Below are 15,734 nucleotides of genomic sequence, written 5' to 3'. Positions count from 1 at the left end.
CCTCCTCCCGCGGCGGGCGTTGTGCTTCTAGCCCGGACGTTATGCGCAGCTTGCCGAAGGGGCCCCTGGCTTCTTTACTGCTGAGATCGGCGCCAGCCCGCTGCTCTGGCTTCCTGTTCGGAACAGAACCATCGCTCGCCTTTGCCGGGCGAGATTCGCGTCTGCGTGTAATATTTCTGGCCGGGGACGTGGTAGATGCGCTCCCCCTTCCGAGTGATGTTGCCCTTGATGCTGCACGCGCCCGACTGCTCGGATGCGGCGGCAGAAGACGCGGCCGACGGCACGAGAGAAATGGTCGACGAGCTGTCGGACCGTTCGCGCTGCGTGGCACGCCACTCCCATGGCGGCTGGAAAGGTCCCTGCCAGATACCGATTTTGTCCGCTTTGGCGGTGGATTGCTCCCTGGAAAACATGCCGTTCGAGTAGCGCGGCCAGTCCATTGCGTGCCCGTTGCGCACGAGCCATCGCTGAACGCTTGCACCATCCGCCCGGGTGCAGTCGCCAACGAAACGGCCGTACTGGTCGCGCTCGACGAATTTGCAGGCCGTTGGCGACGACGACGCCAGCCATTCGGCAAGGGCCTCCGCCGATCTGGCGCCGCAGCGATATGTCCGGCCGCCGGCGTCCGTGCAGAGCTGCGCCGATTCCGGGGCATCTATCCCATTGAACCTGATCCGCTCGCCGTGGATTTCGATGGTGTCACCGTCGATCACCGACGCCCGGCCGGCGATGGTATCCATGCTGCTCGAGGCCACAAGGTGCATGCTGGTAGGAGGCTGCAATTTCTCAACCAGGCCCGGACCGAAATACCCAGCCGCGCTGGCGACGCCCATGGCCGCGAGGATCGTGGGAATGCCCCCTGCCCTGTCTGGCTTCTGCCGTTGGAAACTGACGACGTTGCCCATCGGCCGATCGATACCCCTGATTCCCCCGACGGGTAACCTAGTAGAAATAGCTGAACATGCCCTTTCCGCGTCGATTCAAATGACCGTCAAACCATGGGTCAGGAGCATGATATCCACACAGTTGAGGGTAAACCCGTTGCCATCGAAGGATTCGCCGATCATTTCTGGCGGAGATCATGCCACCTTCAGTCTGTGCCGTTGGCCTCGGGTCTTCTTGATGATGATTTTGCGTTCAAGGAATCTGGCTCTTATCCCGCTTCTCCTCGCTGCATCCCTCGCAGCCGCGCAACCTGGTCCCGCACGTCCGTGCGAGGAGCAAACGTTCGAAGACGCAAAATTCATTATCTGCACCGCGACACCGGGGCATGATGACCTTCGGCTGTTTTGGAAAGACGCCCATGGCGAGCCCTATCGCCGCTTCCCGGCCATCGCCAAGGCGGTCGCCGACGAGGGCCGCATGCTGCTATTCGCCATGAACGCCGGCATGTATCGGACCGACTTCTCGCCGATCGGACTCTACGTCGAAAACGGCAAGGAACTGCGACCCGCCAGCACGAAGACGATGGATGGCCCTCCTGGAAAGGTGCCCAACTTCTTCAAGGAGCCGAACGGGGTGTTCTTTCTGAATGACGACGGTGCCGGCATCCTGCCGACGGCCGACTATCTGAAGCGTCGACTGAAGGCGCGGTTCGCCACCCAGTCTGGCCCGATGCTCGTCATCGAAAACAAGCTGAACCCCATCTTCATTGCCGGATCGACGGATCGGACCCACCGAAGCGGCGTCGGAGTCTGCAAAGACGGATCAGTCCGTTTCGCGATAAGCGAGGATGCTGTCAATTTCCATGATTTCGCGCGCCTGTTCCGCGACCACCTCAATTGTCCCAATGCGCTGTTCCTGGATGGCGGGAACGGCGTGGGGCTCTACGATCCCAACCTGGGCCGCAGTGACATCTCATGGCACGGCGGATTCGGACCCGTCATCGGCCTCCTGGAATAAAGGCGGTGGGAGCTACACCGTCCGCCCGGCGGAGCAATTCACGAAACTGAGGAAGGAAGCGCGAGTTTATGTCAGCGAGTGCGGCGTGTTTTCCCAATCCTTCTTCCATGGAACCACGGCCGATCTGAAACCCGGAGGTCTGATCGTCGTCGGCTGCCAGTCCAATTTCCTCGAAGGTAAGTCGCTGTCGTGGGTCTATTTCGCCGCCACGCTGGATGCTGCGATCTGAGGCGCCGAGCTGGCTACCGGCAGTGGGCGAGGACGGATTTATGTCGTGGAACCAACCGGGCCGGTCGAGGACGATCCCAACCTGACGGACAACAAATTCCCCGGCAACCCGACGCTGCCCTATCGCTCCCTTGACCCTCTGCGCGTCATCGCCGAGGTGACGAACTGGCAAGGGCACCCGCCGGAGCGGCTACGCGAGATGGCCTTGCCCGCCTGAAGGCCGAGGGGCGCGCCGTCATCATCGACTAGCGTGAACGCGAAGCAAGTAGCTCAACGGCCAGCCTTGAAAACCGACCCAATCCACACCATAATACCGTCGTGAGCAACGCTCCGGGGTTGGCGCTCGGCGCCAGCCGACACTTTTTCAAAGGCTCGGTTCGTCCGGGCCTTTGTCATTTATACGCTCGAAGCAGCTATACTTGATCCCCAAGCTCGCGCGCTGGCCGGGTTCGAGCAAGGCGTCGATCAGCCGCTTGTTCTCCATCAGGGCCACGTAAGGCCGATAAGTTGGTTCGTACCCGCCCTTCGCCATGGGATAGAGAACAAGATCGGCGATCTGAATCATTGGCGTGGCCTTGGTCCGGCCGCGCGGCTCGCCCATGACAATCTCCCTGAACTCGGCGCCGGTCAGGGACTGGTAGGCAGCGGAGTTGTTCTCGTCGAATGGCATCCCGTCCCTTTTCAGCGAGCGGGCAAAGCCGATCAGTTCGTTGTCCTCGACCTTGCCGGCGCGCTCGAAGAATACGCGCAGCTTACGGCCACGGCTTCGCGCGAACTTGGCCGCGCGCTCGATCAGGATGCTGTAGGCCGTCTTGCTCATCAACCAGAGCCTGTCCTGGAATTTTTCCTTGTACCGGGCGACATAGCCGGGCCGGTCGATGACGGCGGCAATGCCGACGATCGGCAAGTTCACCAGGAACTGCTCGAGATCGGAGAGAAATGCGAATGCGGCTTCGGGGTGTTTCAACCACCCGAAATCTCCTCGCCCGCCCCGGATTGCCCAGGAATGCAGCGGATAGCTGATATTGTGGCTGTCGCAGAACGCCTTGTGGCTCGCGAAAAGCTCGTCGATATCTTCCTCACTGATGAGGATTCCACCGAACGCGAAGCAATCCATCTCGTCACGACGCCTCACCGGTGGCTCCCTGTCCGGGTCGCGGCTACCAGTGTCATCGATGTAGAGGTGGATTTCGGCTGCGGCCATTTTGGATATTCGCTGGTGAGAATCGGAATGCACAGATAGGCGGCACCTTTGTATAGCCTAAGGCGGGCCGCCTGCCTAAGCGATCCCCCACGCGCGGTAAGTTATTCGTCCTGCGAGTGCCGATAGATCCGCGCTATTCGAGACGAACTCACGAGTTGTGTGCTGAAGGCAGCAGCGCCAGTAAAATCACGTAGGATATCGGTTCGAACACCACATTGACGAGAACGACGACAAGACGTTCGTGCTCGTTAAAGGAAGGTCAGTTCTGCTGACTTCGCTGGTACAGCTCGAAGACCCATGGTGAGTGGTGGTGCTCCTGAAAAACCAGGCTGAGGTGTTTTTTCGGACGCGTCACCCCAACATAGAACAAGCGCCTGGCCTCACGAAGGCTCGCGGGAGTCTGTTGATCACGCGCGCTCGGAAAGTCGGAAGCGTTTACGCCGTACATGATGACTGCGTCGAACTCCCTGCCTTTGGCACTATGCAGGGTGCTAAGGTTGACGCGACCCGATCCCTCGACCCGCCCGGCGAAGTGCGCCAAGGGAAGATCGAGGTCTCGGGCCGGATCGGTATTGGCGATCATTTCCGCACAGACGTCCCATTCCTGTTCGGAGTTGCGCGCAATCTTGCGCCACGGCGTAACAAGTTCACGAGAAAAGCGCTGGAGCCAGACGTGGGTCGTCTCGACGGTTGCGAGCGAGGCGTTGAGGAACCCCATGAGTTGCGCGGACAGCTCCTGCTCTTCGCGTTCGCTGGCGTGGCGCCCGTAGACCAGCGTCAGCGCTTGCGAGAGCATCCGCGCGTATGGCGGTTCGGCATTGCGCCAGCCGCCGGTGATCCAGCGAGCGCATTCCTCGACGAAGCGCGCCAGCCGGGAGCTTCTCTTGACCAGCGCATTCGTGTCGGTCCGGACAAAAGGGATCCCCGCCTCTTTCAGGGCGGCCGCCACCTTGTCGCCGAGCCAGGCGGCCCGATAAAGAACCGCGATTGTTCCAAGCTCGAATCCTTGTTCCACAAGCTTGGGAATGATTGTGCCGGCAATCGTGTCAGCCTGGTTGTCGTGTCCATAGGGAACCGGCCAGAAGCTCAGATCGCCGTCGGGCGCGCCGTCGATGCCGCGATAGTCGCGTTCCTCACCAAGCGCGCCGAGCGAAGCCCGAATGATCTTCGCGCCCGACCGGTAATTGAAGCGAAGCCTGATAATCCGCACATCGGGCCGGCGTGTCAGGCTTTCCAGCAGTTCGGGATTGGCGCCGGCGAAGGCATAGATCGATTGGTCGGTGTCGCCGACCGCGAAGAGCCGTATCCCTCCTCCGAAGCAGAGCAGCAGGACGAGCTCATGCAGCGCGTGACCGAGATCCTGGTATTCGTCGACAAACAACACAGGAAAGCGAGCGCAAAGCGCGTTGCGGATCCAGCCATTCGCCTTGATCATGCGATAGGCGATCAGGGGCATGTCGTCGAAGTCGATCAAGCCTTGCCGGCGCAGCTCAACCTCGTAGGCTTCGATGAAATCCGCCAGCTCCGGATTGTGTCCCCGCCATTCGGGCCGCGTGCGGTCGACATCGCGAAGGCGCTTTTCCGAAGCGAACTTCCATCGGTCGTGCGGGTTGCCGTAACTGCCGATCGAGTTCTGGTAGGCCGTTTCGACCGCAGCTTTCATCTGAGATTTGCTTGCGACCTTGAAGTCTGGCGGAAGCCCAATGGGCACGCAACGCGCGTAGGGACCGATAACCTGGCTCAGCGCGAAACTGTGCACGGTGCCGATGAAGGCGCGGTCGCCCGGGGTGATCCCCAAGCGCGCGAGCCTGGTTTCCAGTTCAATCGCGCAGTCGTTGTTGTAGGTAATGCAGGCGACCCCGCGCGGATCAGGAATATCCTCGATCAGCGCGCGCGCCATCGCCGTCGTCAGCGTCTTGGTCTTGCCGCTTCCCGGGCCGGCGAGCACCACGCAATGACCCTTCTCCACGACCGCGGCCGCCTGCTCCGGGTTGCCCTTGAGTTCAGCCAAGGCTTGAAGTAGGGCCCGGTCGCTAAGCATGAGCAACCAAGCCGACGACGTTGTTGATGGCGCTCTCAATGTAGGTTGGGGGCTTGAGCCCAGCCGATTTCTTCGCCAACCGAGCGCCCAAGCGTCCCTTGCCGACGCTCGCGACCATGGCCAGCAGCTGCTCAGGAACGACCGGCGTACCCGCACGCCAGGCAGCAATGCGCCTAGTCCTGACAGAACCGAAATCCTGCTCGCTCAGAATATCGAGAAGCGGGCTCAATAAGGTAGGCGTATTGGCGACGGAAACTTCGAATGTCTGCTCGTTGAGGAATATCCCCGACTTGGCCGCATCGGCGCTGAACGCCGCATAATCTGCTGCTTCCCATTTCGCCAGCTCAGCCGCGGTGAGAAGGGGCTTGCCACGAACGGTGAGCATGTCCTGCCACAGGTCAAAGGTACGCTTCTTGCCCAGAGGTGGCTTGCTCCCGTCGAGCGGATCCCAGTCGGTGATGACGCAATAGGGCAGCGCCAGCGCCTCGGCGAGCTTGACGTAAGGACGGAAGTTCGTGCCGGCCACGTTGCAGACGGTGATACCGAGATCGTCGAGCGGGTGACCGAGCGACGTGGCGAAGACGGGCATGAGCGCTTCCTCCGCATCGCCTTCGACGAAGATGGCGCCGCGCGCGAACAACAGTTCGGCACGCGTCGCATCAAGATAGTTTTCCAGATCGTCGAGCTCGTCAGGCGTCACCGGAAGATGCGCCAATGAGAACGCCTGCGTCGCGCCCCCTCTCCTCTTCAGCTGAACGATCGATCGCAACGGCGCGACCGCAGCCACGGTTGGCGAATGGCTTGTGACGATCACGGCCTGGGAAGCTTCGGCCTTGCCAAGCAGCTTGGAAAAAACCGATCGCTGGAGGTGCGGGTGAAGATGCGCCTCCGGTTCCTCGATGCAGAGGAGCGAGAAATTGCGCTCGTTTTTCTTGCGGCGCCACGCGAATTCGGCGAGCTTCAGCGCCAGTAGCGCAACGTTCGCCGATCCGAGGCTGGCCTCTGCGATGCCACGTTTGCCGCCGTCGATGAACATCGCAATCGCCCGGAAGAGACGCAGCGGGTCGGCGGGCGCAAATCGCAAACGGGCGTCGATGTCGTGCGCCTTTCCGGACAGGTGGGCGATTCCGGCGCGCAGTTCATCTTCAAGTGTCTTGATGGTCGGAAAAGCTTCGAGGGCCTTGCTCGCCTTGTCGAGTTCGGCCGCTACAGCATCGAGATCCGGACGGCTGACGCCCGAGACGGCTTCTTCGAGAAGATGGCGCAGCGGGGAGGCCCGCCAGCTGCCGAGCTGACCTTCGGCGTCCCGCAAGGCGTCGAGCAGATCGATCGCAATACGGCGCCGCACCTTGCTCGGCAGCGAACGCGTTTCGTCGCCACCACCGAAGACCAGGAATTCGCAATCAGCGCCCGATTGGGGCGGGCCGGCAACGTCCGACTTCTTGCGGAAGACATAGCTAAGCTGTGCGATGTTTGGATCATGCGGTGCCCGAAAATCGGTCAGGAGCGCCGTCAAGGCCATGTCGGAAGCGAAATCGGAAATTTCCAGATGCACCTCGATCGCCGCGCTATGGTCGGCCGGCCCGCCATCCCAGAAATCGGTGAGCTTCAGCTGTCGTACCGAATCGGGCAGGGTCGGATCGAGGATGAGCTGGATAGCGAAGAGGAGATTGCTCTTGCCAACCCGGTTCTCGCCGAGCAGCACGACATTGCCGGCCAGCGTGACGTCGATCGACTGAAAGTTCCTGAAATTCCTGATGCTCAGCTTGGTTAGCTGCATTTCCATCCCCAAAGCCCAAGTTTTTCTTTGCCCTGATCTTCAATAGCCGGTGATTTTAGGCGATCAAGTGCCCGCTGAAAGAACACACGGAAGCCCGATGCCCATTCGCTCTACCCACGTCGTCGACGGCATGCTGGCGTTGCGTAGCGCCCGCGCCGCTGCGGCGCGGGAAGGAGCGATCGGTCGAGAGATCGTCACCCTGCCCCTGCTGGCGGCACGCTTGGTCGGAGGTTTCGCCACGCCGGCTGGCACCGACGTGCTCTACCCGGCGATCCAGGCCGCGCTCGCGTCCCAGAGTTTTGGCGACATTGGACCCGTAGCCGGCTTGCCGGGGATGCCACGCGCCGTTCTCCATGCATTGGATTGCGCCTGGCGGGCAGATCTCGATCTATCCTCATTGGCGGACGAGGCGCCGCGGTTCGGTGATCTTCATCGCATCGAGAACTACATCCGTGATCACATTCCACCCGCGCACATGTTGCCACGCGATCTACGGGACTCCGCCGGCAAGCGCATTGATCTCGCGCACCGACTGCTGGGTTCAGTGACGCTGTCGGGTCTGGGGGACGTCGATCCTCTTTGGCAACCGCTTGTCAACGAGCTCGCACGCGTCACCGATTTCACCTGGGAGTTGCCGACCCCGGTCGAGCAAACATGGTTCAGAGGGTCGATCCGGAAGAAGCCCGCGACTACTCCGGCCCGAACAACCGTCGAAGCGAGCGCGGACCCCAAGTCGGAGGTCATCGAGGCGTTGCGCTGGACACGCCAGTTGCTCGCCTCAGGCGAGGTACATGCAAAGGACATCGCCATTGCCGCGACGTCGACGCAGGACTGGGACGATCATTTCCTGGCCTATGCGCGAAGCGCCGGATTGCCGTTACATTTCTCTCACGGCGTGCCCGCCTTGAGCACGCCGGAGGGCCAGGCCTGTGCCGCACTGGCCGACATTCTCGCAAACGGGCTCAACCAGGAGCGGGTGTGGCGCTTGGTTCGGCGCTTGCCCGTGCACCCGTTCGCGGGCCAGATTCCCTCGGACTGGTTCGTTGCGATCCCCCGCGGTGCCGGCTTGCGCAGCCTCGACCAGTGGCGCGAAGTGCTGGCTGCGGCGAGGCCGCAGCGTAGGGGCGGCGAGCTTGGCGAGCAGATCCTGCTTCCCGTTCTCGAACTTCTCGCGCGCGGAGCCGACATAGCGGGAGAGGCCGGCAAGCGATTGCTGAGCGGGGCCAGCCTGGCAATGTGGGAAGAGGCACTGCGAAGCGCGCCGGCACAAGCCATCGGCCTGTCCTTGCAGGCGTTGCGCGTCGCCGATCAGCGTGACCCGGCCAATAGCGTCGTCTGGTGCCCCGCCTTGCAACTGGCTGCATGTCCGCGACCGTATACCCGCCTGCTCGGCCTCACCAGCCGGTCCTGGCCGCGTTCGGAAAACGACGATCCGCTGCTGCCGCACCATCTGCTCGACCGCCGAAGACTGCATCCCGTAGGGGTCGCCGACCGCGACCGACAGCATTTCAAGATCATCAAGGCGCACACTCGTCAACAACTCGTTCTGTCGCGCTCGCTTCGCAACGCCAAGGGCGGCGTCCTGTCGCCAAGTTCGCTCTGGCCATCGGACGAGATCGTGCATAAGCGCGATCGCATCCCGGGACATGCTTTCAGCGAAGCGGACAGGCTCTTGGCGCGGCCGCGCGATGCCGGCCAGCTCGCGCATGTTCGCCAGAGCCAGCTTTGCTGGCGCAACTGGCAAAGGCCTTCGACATTGACGCCGCACGACGGTCTCTCCGGCGCCGATCATCCGGCGATCGAGAGGGCTTTGGCGCGAGTCCAGTCGACGACGTCGCTGCAGCGCCTCCTGCGCGATCCGCTTGGATTTGTCTGGCGTTACGCCTTGGGCTGGCGCTCTATCCGGTTCCAATCCGACCCGCTGCAGCTTGGTGCAGCCTCATTCGGCGAGCTGGTGCATGAGCTGATCGGCGGCGCCATCGCCGCGCTCGAGCCGACGCCGGGGTTCGCGCGCGCCAGCGCCGACGAGATCGAAGCTGCGATCATGGACGCCTCGAGGGCGATCCTGCACGCCTGGCCACTGCAGCGTTCCGTTCCGCCACCAATCCTGTGGCGCCATACGGTGAGAGAGGCCGCGCGTCGCACCGCCCGCGGCCTTGCCGCCGACGATCAGGTCAGACCTGATACGCGCAGCTGGACGGAGGTGCCGTTCGGCCAGCTGCATGCCACGGAGGAAGAGGCACCGTGGGACACGGCGGTTGTTGTGCCGATCGGACAAACCGGGCTGGTGTTCGGCGGCCGCATGGACCGGCTCGATATTCGCGCCACGGGCGACGGCGCGCGCATCACCGATTACAAGAGCGCCAAGCCGCCGCCAAAGCATCAGCGCATCGCATTGGGCCAGGGACGGGAACTGCAGCGCGTGCTGTACGCGATCGCGGCACGTGCGCTGCTGCCGGAAGTCAGGACGGTCATGGCGCGCCTCGTCTATCTCGCCGACGATCCCATAACTTTCGAACTGAAGGGTGACGAGCTCGATGGCGCGGTGGGCGAGGCGGTGGGCTATCTGTCGGCGGCTATGACGATCCTGCGCAGCGGCCGGATCGCACCGCGTTGGGAGCAGGACATCGAATATGACGATATGCGCCTTGCCCTTCCCACCGATCGTGAAAGTTATCTGCGCCGCAAGGCCTCCGAGTTCCGGGTGGCGAACCAACCCCTCAACCGGCTGTGGAGCGCCTCGACATGATGCTTGTCGACCAGCAGGCCCGTTGCAGGGCCATGACCGATTTCTTGTCGATCCTGCTGGTGGAGGCGGCCGCCGGAACCGGCAAGACCTCGCTGATGGCCGGTCGCGTGGCAATGATGCTCGCTGCCGGCCATCAACCGGATGACATCGCGGCAATCACCTTCACCGAACTCGCGGCGAGCGAGCTCGCGCGCCGGATCAGGGAGACGATCGACACGCTGCTGGCGGGCAATGTTCCTGCTTTTCTGAAGTCCGTTCTGCCGCAGGGCCTTTCGGAGCAGCAGCGCGATGCGCTTGTCGCTGCCTCTCCTCGCCTGGATGAGCTAACGGCGACGACGATTCATGGATTTTGCCAGGCGATCATCCGCAGCCATGGCGTGCAGGCAGGCCTCGACCCCGGCGCCCGTGTGGTCGATGCGACGGTCGCCGACAATCTGTTCACGGCCGAGCTGTCGGCCTGGTTCTCGCGACGGCTCGCGATAGACGCAGTAGAAGGCGACCCGATCGTGGTGCTGGCCGAGGAAATCCCCCTTCAGGTCGTCGATCTCATTCGGGAACTCGCGAGCCTTCGGCGCAAGCACCCCGATGCCCAACCAATCCCGCCGTCGCTCGAGGCGAGGCCTGACATCGATTTCGTCCAGGCGGTGGATGATTTCGACCGGTGGCAGGCGAGCATCGAGCCAGACAAATGGCTTTCCGACATCGCGCACGAATTGCGCCGACTCGCCGAGCGCTATCAGAATTGCCTCGCAAGCAAGGCGGAGTTCGGAACCCTGTGGCGGCTTTGCGATCCGGGAACCAGTCGACTCTTCGAGCGCAAAGGCCTCCAACTCAAAGCCTACGAAAATGCGGTCCGAGGCTTCGGCGCTCACCGCAACGACGTCGGCTCAGGAGACGGCCAAACGATATACGAGACAGTCGTCATCGCCTGGAACGAACTCATAGGTCATATCGCCAGCACGCTCGTCTGCTCCTTGTCAACGTCGCTCGACCAGTTGCTCGAAAGCTACAAGGCACGCAAGCGCGCGGCCGCCGTCCTGGATTTCGACGACCTGCTGATACACGTCCGTTCGCTGGTACGGGACCACGAGGAGGTGCGCCAGGCCATCGGTCAGCGCTATCGCTACATCCTGGTTGACGAATTCCAGGACACGGACGGCATCCAGAACGAGATCTTGTTTTCGATCGCCGCAATCGAAGCTCAGCACGCAAAATGGGAGGAGTCAGAGGTGCGGCCCGGAGCGCTCTTCCTTGTCGGCGATCCGAAACAGGCGATCTACCGTTTCCGCGGCGCCGACATCGAAGCTTACGAACTCTGTCGCCGCCTGATAGATGGCCAGGATCATGGCGCGGTACTCGAGATCACCGCCAACTTCCGATCGCTGAGCCCGATCATCGAGCATGTGAACGCCTGCTTCGAGCCAGTCTTTGCCAAGCCCTCGCAGCCCCGATATGTCGCGCTAGCACCCACGCTGTTCGAAGCGTCACACCCGCTTCCCTGCGTGGCCCGCTTCACGGTCGAAGTGGCGACCGAGGGGCGCATCTACGCGGAGATGTTTCGGGAGGCCGAAGCGGAGCGCGTTGCCGACATCTGCGTCGCCTTGATCGGCAACGTGTCGATAAAACGCGCGGACAAGACATGCACGCCGCTTCGGGCCGGCGACATCGCGCTGCTTTCGCCAGGTCATACCGAACTGTGGCGCTACGAGCGGGCGCTCGAGCAGCGCGGCCTCGCGGTATCCTCGCAGGCCGGCCAGACGCTGATGCGGCGGCAGGAAACGCAGGATATCCTGGCGCTCTTGCGGGTCCTGGCGGATTCCTCCGACACGCTGGCCTTTGGCGCGCTGATGCGAGGACCGCTGGTGGGCCTCAGCGAACAAGAGCTGCTCGACATCACTGCGGCTGTTGCCGCTAAGGACGATGGCGAGAGTTTTTTCACCGTCCGGACGGACCCGGAACTGATTCAGCATCAAGTGGCAAGACAAATTCTCGTCGAGCTGCAACAACTTCGTCGACGGGCCTCGATCGTGACGCCGAGTCAGATCCTGGCGGAGGCCATCGAACGTCTGAACATCCGCGTGATCATGGCCGCGCGACATGGCAATCGTAATGCCCGCGCTCTCGCCAACCTGGACGCTCTGATCGAACGAGCACGCAGCTATTCGGTCACTGGCCTACGCGCATTCATTCGCGATCTCCAGTCGGATTGGGAGCGTAAGGCCCGGGCGCAGGAAGGACGCATCGACGCCGCGGCGGACGCTATCGACATCGTCACCATCCACAGCGCCAAGGGTCTGGAGTGGCCGGTCGTCATTCCGGTCAATTCCACGACCGAACTCTACCGGCCGGACCAGTTCGTGCACCGGCAATCCGACAACAGCCTGCACTGGATGCTCGGTGGCGTCGCGCCGCCGGAATTGGCTGCAGCGCGCGCCGTTGAAAACCTGGAAGACGGCAATCAACGCGAGCGGATCTGGTACGTCGCCTGCACACGGGCACGGGACCTCCTGGTCCTCCCTCATATTCCCCAGGCGTCCAAAGATTCCTGGTTCAGCTCCATAGACCTGCGTCAGCACGACATTCCCGAGTTGGATCTTACGTCCTTTGCTCCGCGCGAAATGGCGGGACCGGCGTCTCAGCCAAACGGACAGTCTTCGGACATTTTTGCCGCCGAGCAACGATCCGTCGTGGAGAGCGCGCCGCCGATTGCCTGGCGCCGGCCCAGCGAGCATGACGCCGACCGGCTTGGCGATCCTATCGAGGGCGCCGTGGCCTTGGAGAGTCACATCGAACATCTCGAGGTGGTCGGCGCCGGAGCACGCCGCGGCGTCATCCTTCACAAGTTGATGGAAGAGTTTCTGACCGGCGAGCTTGCAGCAGCACTCGACGCGAGCGTTTCCCGCGCTGGTGAACTACTCGATCAACTGATTTCAGGTGGCGACGACAACGAACCGCGCCCGGATCCCCGTGAGATGGGCGCAACCGCGCTTCGCGGGCTTGCCTTGCCACAGATTGCCGATCTCCGGTCCTACCTCGTGCCCGAGATCGCAATCTGGGGACACGACGAGAGCGGTCTCATCGCCGGGCGCGCCGACGCGTTGGCGATCATAGAAAACCAAGTCGATGCTGCGATCGATTGGAAATCCGACGTGAATCCCACGCCTGCGGATCGCGAGGCACACGTGCAGCAGTTGCACGATTATCTCTCTGCGACGGGCGCCAAACGCGGAGCAATTGTCTATCTGACGAACGATGAGATCGTCTGGGTCCGGCCCGCGGACGCAGCGAACGCCAGCGGTTAAATCGAGGGTCGATTGCGGCGCTGATCCGGCGTCGAAGCGGATATAGACGTTCAGAGCCAGCCCTTGTCGCTGGAAGCATGGGCTAATTGGAGCCGCTAGCGCAAGAAAGCTTGGCGAGTTCAAACGAACACCTCCAACTGCACGTCGAGCTACGCCTTCGGCACCACAATTGGGGACCGAGTGGAATCTGGCGGCGCATGCAGGAAGTTTCATGAAGCCACGTGCGCCGAAGGGCACGCCGGAATCGACACGGCCAAAGGGCCTTCCCAGCTAAACGATCCCCCATGCGCGGTAACTTCCCCTGCCCGTCAACTCGCGCAAACCGAGCACGCTGATCAGATCGAGTGCGCCCTGTCTCGATACTTTCAACGCCGCCTGGACCATGTTGGTGGAAACAATCGGTCGGGACAGCACAAGATCCATCAGCGCGGGTAGCTTCGAGTTGGCGCGACGACCGCGAAGGTGACGCTCCATCCGCTCGCTGGCGAGCACCAGGCGATCGTGCTCCTTCAGTCCGGCGACGGCCGTCTCGCGGATGGTGTCGATATGGGCGACAACCCGCTCCATGCGGGCGCGGGACCGCCGGCGCTCGCGCGGAATCTTCTGGGCGCCCAGATGCAGGCAGGCGAGATGGTTGGCGGTGACGCCCTCCTGCCGCAGAAGGGCTGCGACCAGCAATCCGCCGATCCAGTCGCCGCGCTGCAACACCTCGATGTCGGCCCAGGCGTCGAGCGCAATAGCCGCGCGCAGCACTGTGGGAAACGCCAACGTGCGATCGAGGGTCTGTCGCCATTCTGAGAGGCGGGCATCCTCGTCCCAGTCAAGATCGTAGAGGACGGCAAGGCGCGCGTCTCCTTGCGGCGCCGCCTTCGGTGAAATGGCTTCGCCGGCGAGCAGCCGGGTCGATCGCGCCAAGACCGCGTCAATCTCAGCGAACTCCTCGGCCAATCGATCCGCCTCAGGCTCATCCCATGGATCCGCAGGATCGGTCGTCGCCTCCCCCTCCCCTTCCCACTCGCCTTCCGGAGCCGTCGCCGACGCGCCGTTTCGGCCGGACAGCTCGCGCAGCCCCTCGCTGCCCAGAGCCCAGTCGCGGCCCCGAGACAATATCCGTCGCCGGTTGCGCACGATGGCGTGGGCGCGGGTCAGTTCGTGGGTGGGCGTCCGCTGATCCATCTCGGCGTCGCGAAAGACGAGGTCCTCGAGGTGGACGAGCTTGCCCTCGTGTCGCTTTCACTTCCCGATTTCAATCGGAAGAAAGCCTGCTTTCGCAAGTGTTTGCGCGCCAACAAGGGCGTGATTTTCATCTAACGATTTCAATTTTCGTTCACTGTGCGGCCCGCTCACAAGTTGGAGGTATGCGAAGCCGGCGTCCGCAATGGGGTGGAGAGCAAACTAGCAGTTTTCAAGGCGGCGGAGGGACACCGGCCGTTCGGTTTGGCGTCTCAGTATATTCGCAACTTCATGAGCCTTGACGCTGGAAGTCGGCCTTCACATATTTCTCATGGCCGCTGCCGATTGCGGGGCGGCCATCCTCAAACAGCTGAAATCGTTCAACCATTGGAGGTTTCAATGAGCGAGAGAACATTCGAAAGTCCCGTATTCGTGAGAGCCGCGGAAGGTCTCGTCCAGGAGATCGCCTGTCTCGAGGATGCCTGCGACTTTCTCCACGAATGGCCCAGGCACCGCCGTGGCGTGATCTACGAGACGGCGACGCGGGCGTGCCACCGCGCGTTCGACGGCCTTGTGCCGCTGAGGGCGGCGCGCGACGCGTTCGCCGGCTTCGCCCGTTCGGCGAAAATCCTCGAGGATGTATCCGTGGCGATGCCCTGGATGACCGGGCCGAAAGCCGGCGAGACCGGCGGCGTTGCCGCCTGACGCGACGAAGGGAGGATACGATGCTTTCTCAACCCTTCGAAAAGCCTGTCCGCGTGTGGGTCGGGCTCGGCTTTCCGCGCCAACTGAACTCGGTCGTGGACGCTTACCAGTTCGTCGTGGACTGGTGTGGAAACAGTCCGGAGCAAAGGGCGGCGATCCGCGCCTGCAAAGCCGCATTGGCTGGCGAAATCGACGCCGAGACAGCGCGCGGGATCCTGGTCCGGTTCGCCAGGAAGAAGGACATCCTGGCCGAGGACGGGACGATGCCGCCGGTGATGGACTCCGGACAATGGTTGCACGCCTGATCCGCAGCGCAATTTCGGGGCGGCGACCATGGTGTCGCCGCTCTCCGTTTCTCGGAACGAGCATGCGTAAAGATGCGCAGCGTGATATTGGAACGCGCGGCCTTTTCACTCGATCCGTTTGATCCTGCCTCTCGACAGCCGGAAAACGCCGTCGTGGCCGCCTTGCTTTACAAAATCGTCCTGCAACTCGCCCCAGGTGCCCAGAGGTTTGCCACAGTCATCACATCTGATTTCGGTGGACTCGGTGGCGTCGGCGGGAATGCGCAGCCGGATCGTCCCGCAATAGGGGCATTCGAGTTTATGATCCAGGTATTCCTGCATCGGTCCGGCCCTCGATTGGCCCCC

10 protein-coding genes and 2 pseudogenes are annotated in these 15,734 nt (G+C 62.5%); 6 read left to right on the top strand and 6 right to left on the bottom strand.

Annotation, left to right across the window (positions count from 1 at the left end):
* Positions 1 to 74 precede the first annotated feature (74 nt).
* The gene (locus tag QFZ88_RS28230) at positions 75 to 905 is read right to left on the bottom strand and encodes a thermonuclease family protein (RefSeq protein ID WP_245317419.1); all 831 of its coding nucleotides are present in this window, start codon (positions 903 to 905) and stop codon (positions 75 to 77) included.
* A gap of 220 nt (positions 906 to 1,125) precedes the next feature.
* On the opposite strand from QFZ88_RS28230, the gene QFZ88_RS28225 reads away from it, so the two are divergent.
* Positions 1,126 to 1,902, top strand: coding sequence for a phosphodiester glycosidase family protein (locus QFZ88_RS28225; protein ID WP_065996971.1), 777 nt, complete (start codon positions 1,126 to 1,128; stop codon positions 1,900 to 1,902).
* Positions 1,903 to 1,987: 85 nt separating this feature from the next.
* Positions 1,988 to 2,379: pseudogene (arr, locus tag QFZ88_RS28220) on the top strand (NAD(+)--rifampin ADP-ribosyltransferase).
* A 115-nt stretch (positions 2,380 to 2,494) separates the two neighbouring features.
* Here arr and QFZ88_RS28215 read toward each other — a convergent pair.
* From QFZ88_RS28215 to QFZ88_RS28205, 3 genes are all read right to left on the bottom strand, one after another.
* Complete coding sequence (locus QFZ88_RS28215) at positions 2,495 to 3,334, bottom strand: DUF3800 domain-containing protein (protein ID WP_065996785.1); 840 nt, start codon at positions 3,332 to 3,334, stop codon at positions 2,495 to 2,497.
* Positions 3,335 to 3,593: 259 nt separating this feature from the next.
* Positions 3,594 to 5,345, bottom strand: coding sequence for an ATP-dependent helicase (locus tag QFZ88_RS28210; protein ID WP_245317421.1), 1,752 nt, complete (start codon positions 5,343 to 5,345; stop codon positions 3,594 to 3,596).
* Positions 5,346 to 5,367: 22 nt separating this feature from the next.
* Positions 5,368 to 7,155 carry an ATP-dependent nuclease gene (locus tag QFZ88_RS28205; protein ID WP_065996973.1) on the bottom strand — a complete coding sequence of 596 codons (1,788 nt, stop codon included), beginning with the start codon at positions 7,153 to 7,155 and terminating at the stop codon, positions 5,368 to 5,370.
* A 130-nt stretch (positions 7,156 to 7,285) separates the two neighbouring features.
* On the opposite strand from QFZ88_RS28205, the gene QFZ88_RS28200 reads away from it, so the two are divergent.
* Together QFZ88_RS28200 and QFZ88_RS28195 are read left to right on the top strand one after the other, a co-directional pair.
* The gene (locus tag QFZ88_RS28200; protein WP_190234586.1) at positions 7,286 to 9,904 is read left to right on the top strand and encodes a PD-(D/E)XK nuclease family protein; all 2,619 of its coding nucleotides are present in this window, start codon (positions 7,286 to 7,288) and stop codon (positions 9,902 to 9,904) included.
* Positions 9,901 to 13,206, top strand: a complete 3,306-nt coding sequence (locus QFZ88_RS28195; protein ID WP_065996977.1) for a UvrD-helicase domain-containing protein — start codon at positions 9,901 to 9,903, stop codon at positions 13,204 to 13,206. The genes QFZ88_RS28200 and QFZ88_RS28195 overlap by 4 nt, the downstream gene beginning before the upstream one ends.
* Before the next feature lie 270 nt (positions 13,207 to 13,476).
* On the opposite strand, the pseudogene QFZ88_RS28190 reads toward QFZ88_RS28195, so the two are convergent.
* Positions 13,477 to 14,418: pseudogene (locus tag QFZ88_RS28190) on the bottom strand (RHE_PE00001 family protein); the annotation flags it as partial.
* Between the two features lie 360 nt (positions 14,419 to 14,778).
* Between QFZ88_RS28190 and QFZ88_RS28185 the strand changes: the two are divergent.
* Both QFZ88_RS28185 and QFZ88_RS28180 read left to right on the top strand, forming a co-directional pair.
* Positions 14,779 to 15,084, top strand: coding sequence for a DUF982 domain-containing protein (locus tag QFZ88_RS28185; RefSeq protein ID WP_065996788.1), 306 nt, complete (start codon positions 14,779 to 14,781; stop codon positions 15,082 to 15,084).
* A gap of 20 nt (positions 15,085 to 15,104) precedes the next feature.
* On the top strand, positions 15,105 to 15,389 hold the full coding sequence (locus tag QFZ88_RS28180) for a DUF982 domain-containing protein (RefSeq protein WP_065996789.1): 285 nt from the start codon (positions 15,105 to 15,107) through the stop codon (positions 15,387 to 15,389).
* A gap of 105 nt (positions 15,390 to 15,494) precedes the next feature.
* On the opposite strand, the gene QFZ88_RS28175 is transcribed toward QFZ88_RS28180, so the two are convergent.
* On the bottom strand, positions 15,495 to 15,710 hold the full coding sequence (locus QFZ88_RS28175) for a hypothetical protein (RefSeq protein ID WP_065996790.1): 216 nt from the start codon (positions 15,708 to 15,710) through the stop codon (positions 15,495 to 15,497).
* Positions 15,711 to 15,734 lie beyond the last annotated feature (24 nt).

This window comes from Mesorhizobium sp. YL-MeA3-2017, assembly GCF_030814575.1.
GTDB classification, from domain to species: Bacteria; Pseudomonadota; Alphaproteobacteria; order Rhizobiales; family Rhizobiaceae; genus Mesorhizobium; species Mesorhizobium terrae.
The sequence above is the reverse complement of the archived record's forward strand: the minus strand, read 5'-3'. Positions and strand labels throughout refer to the sequence as shown.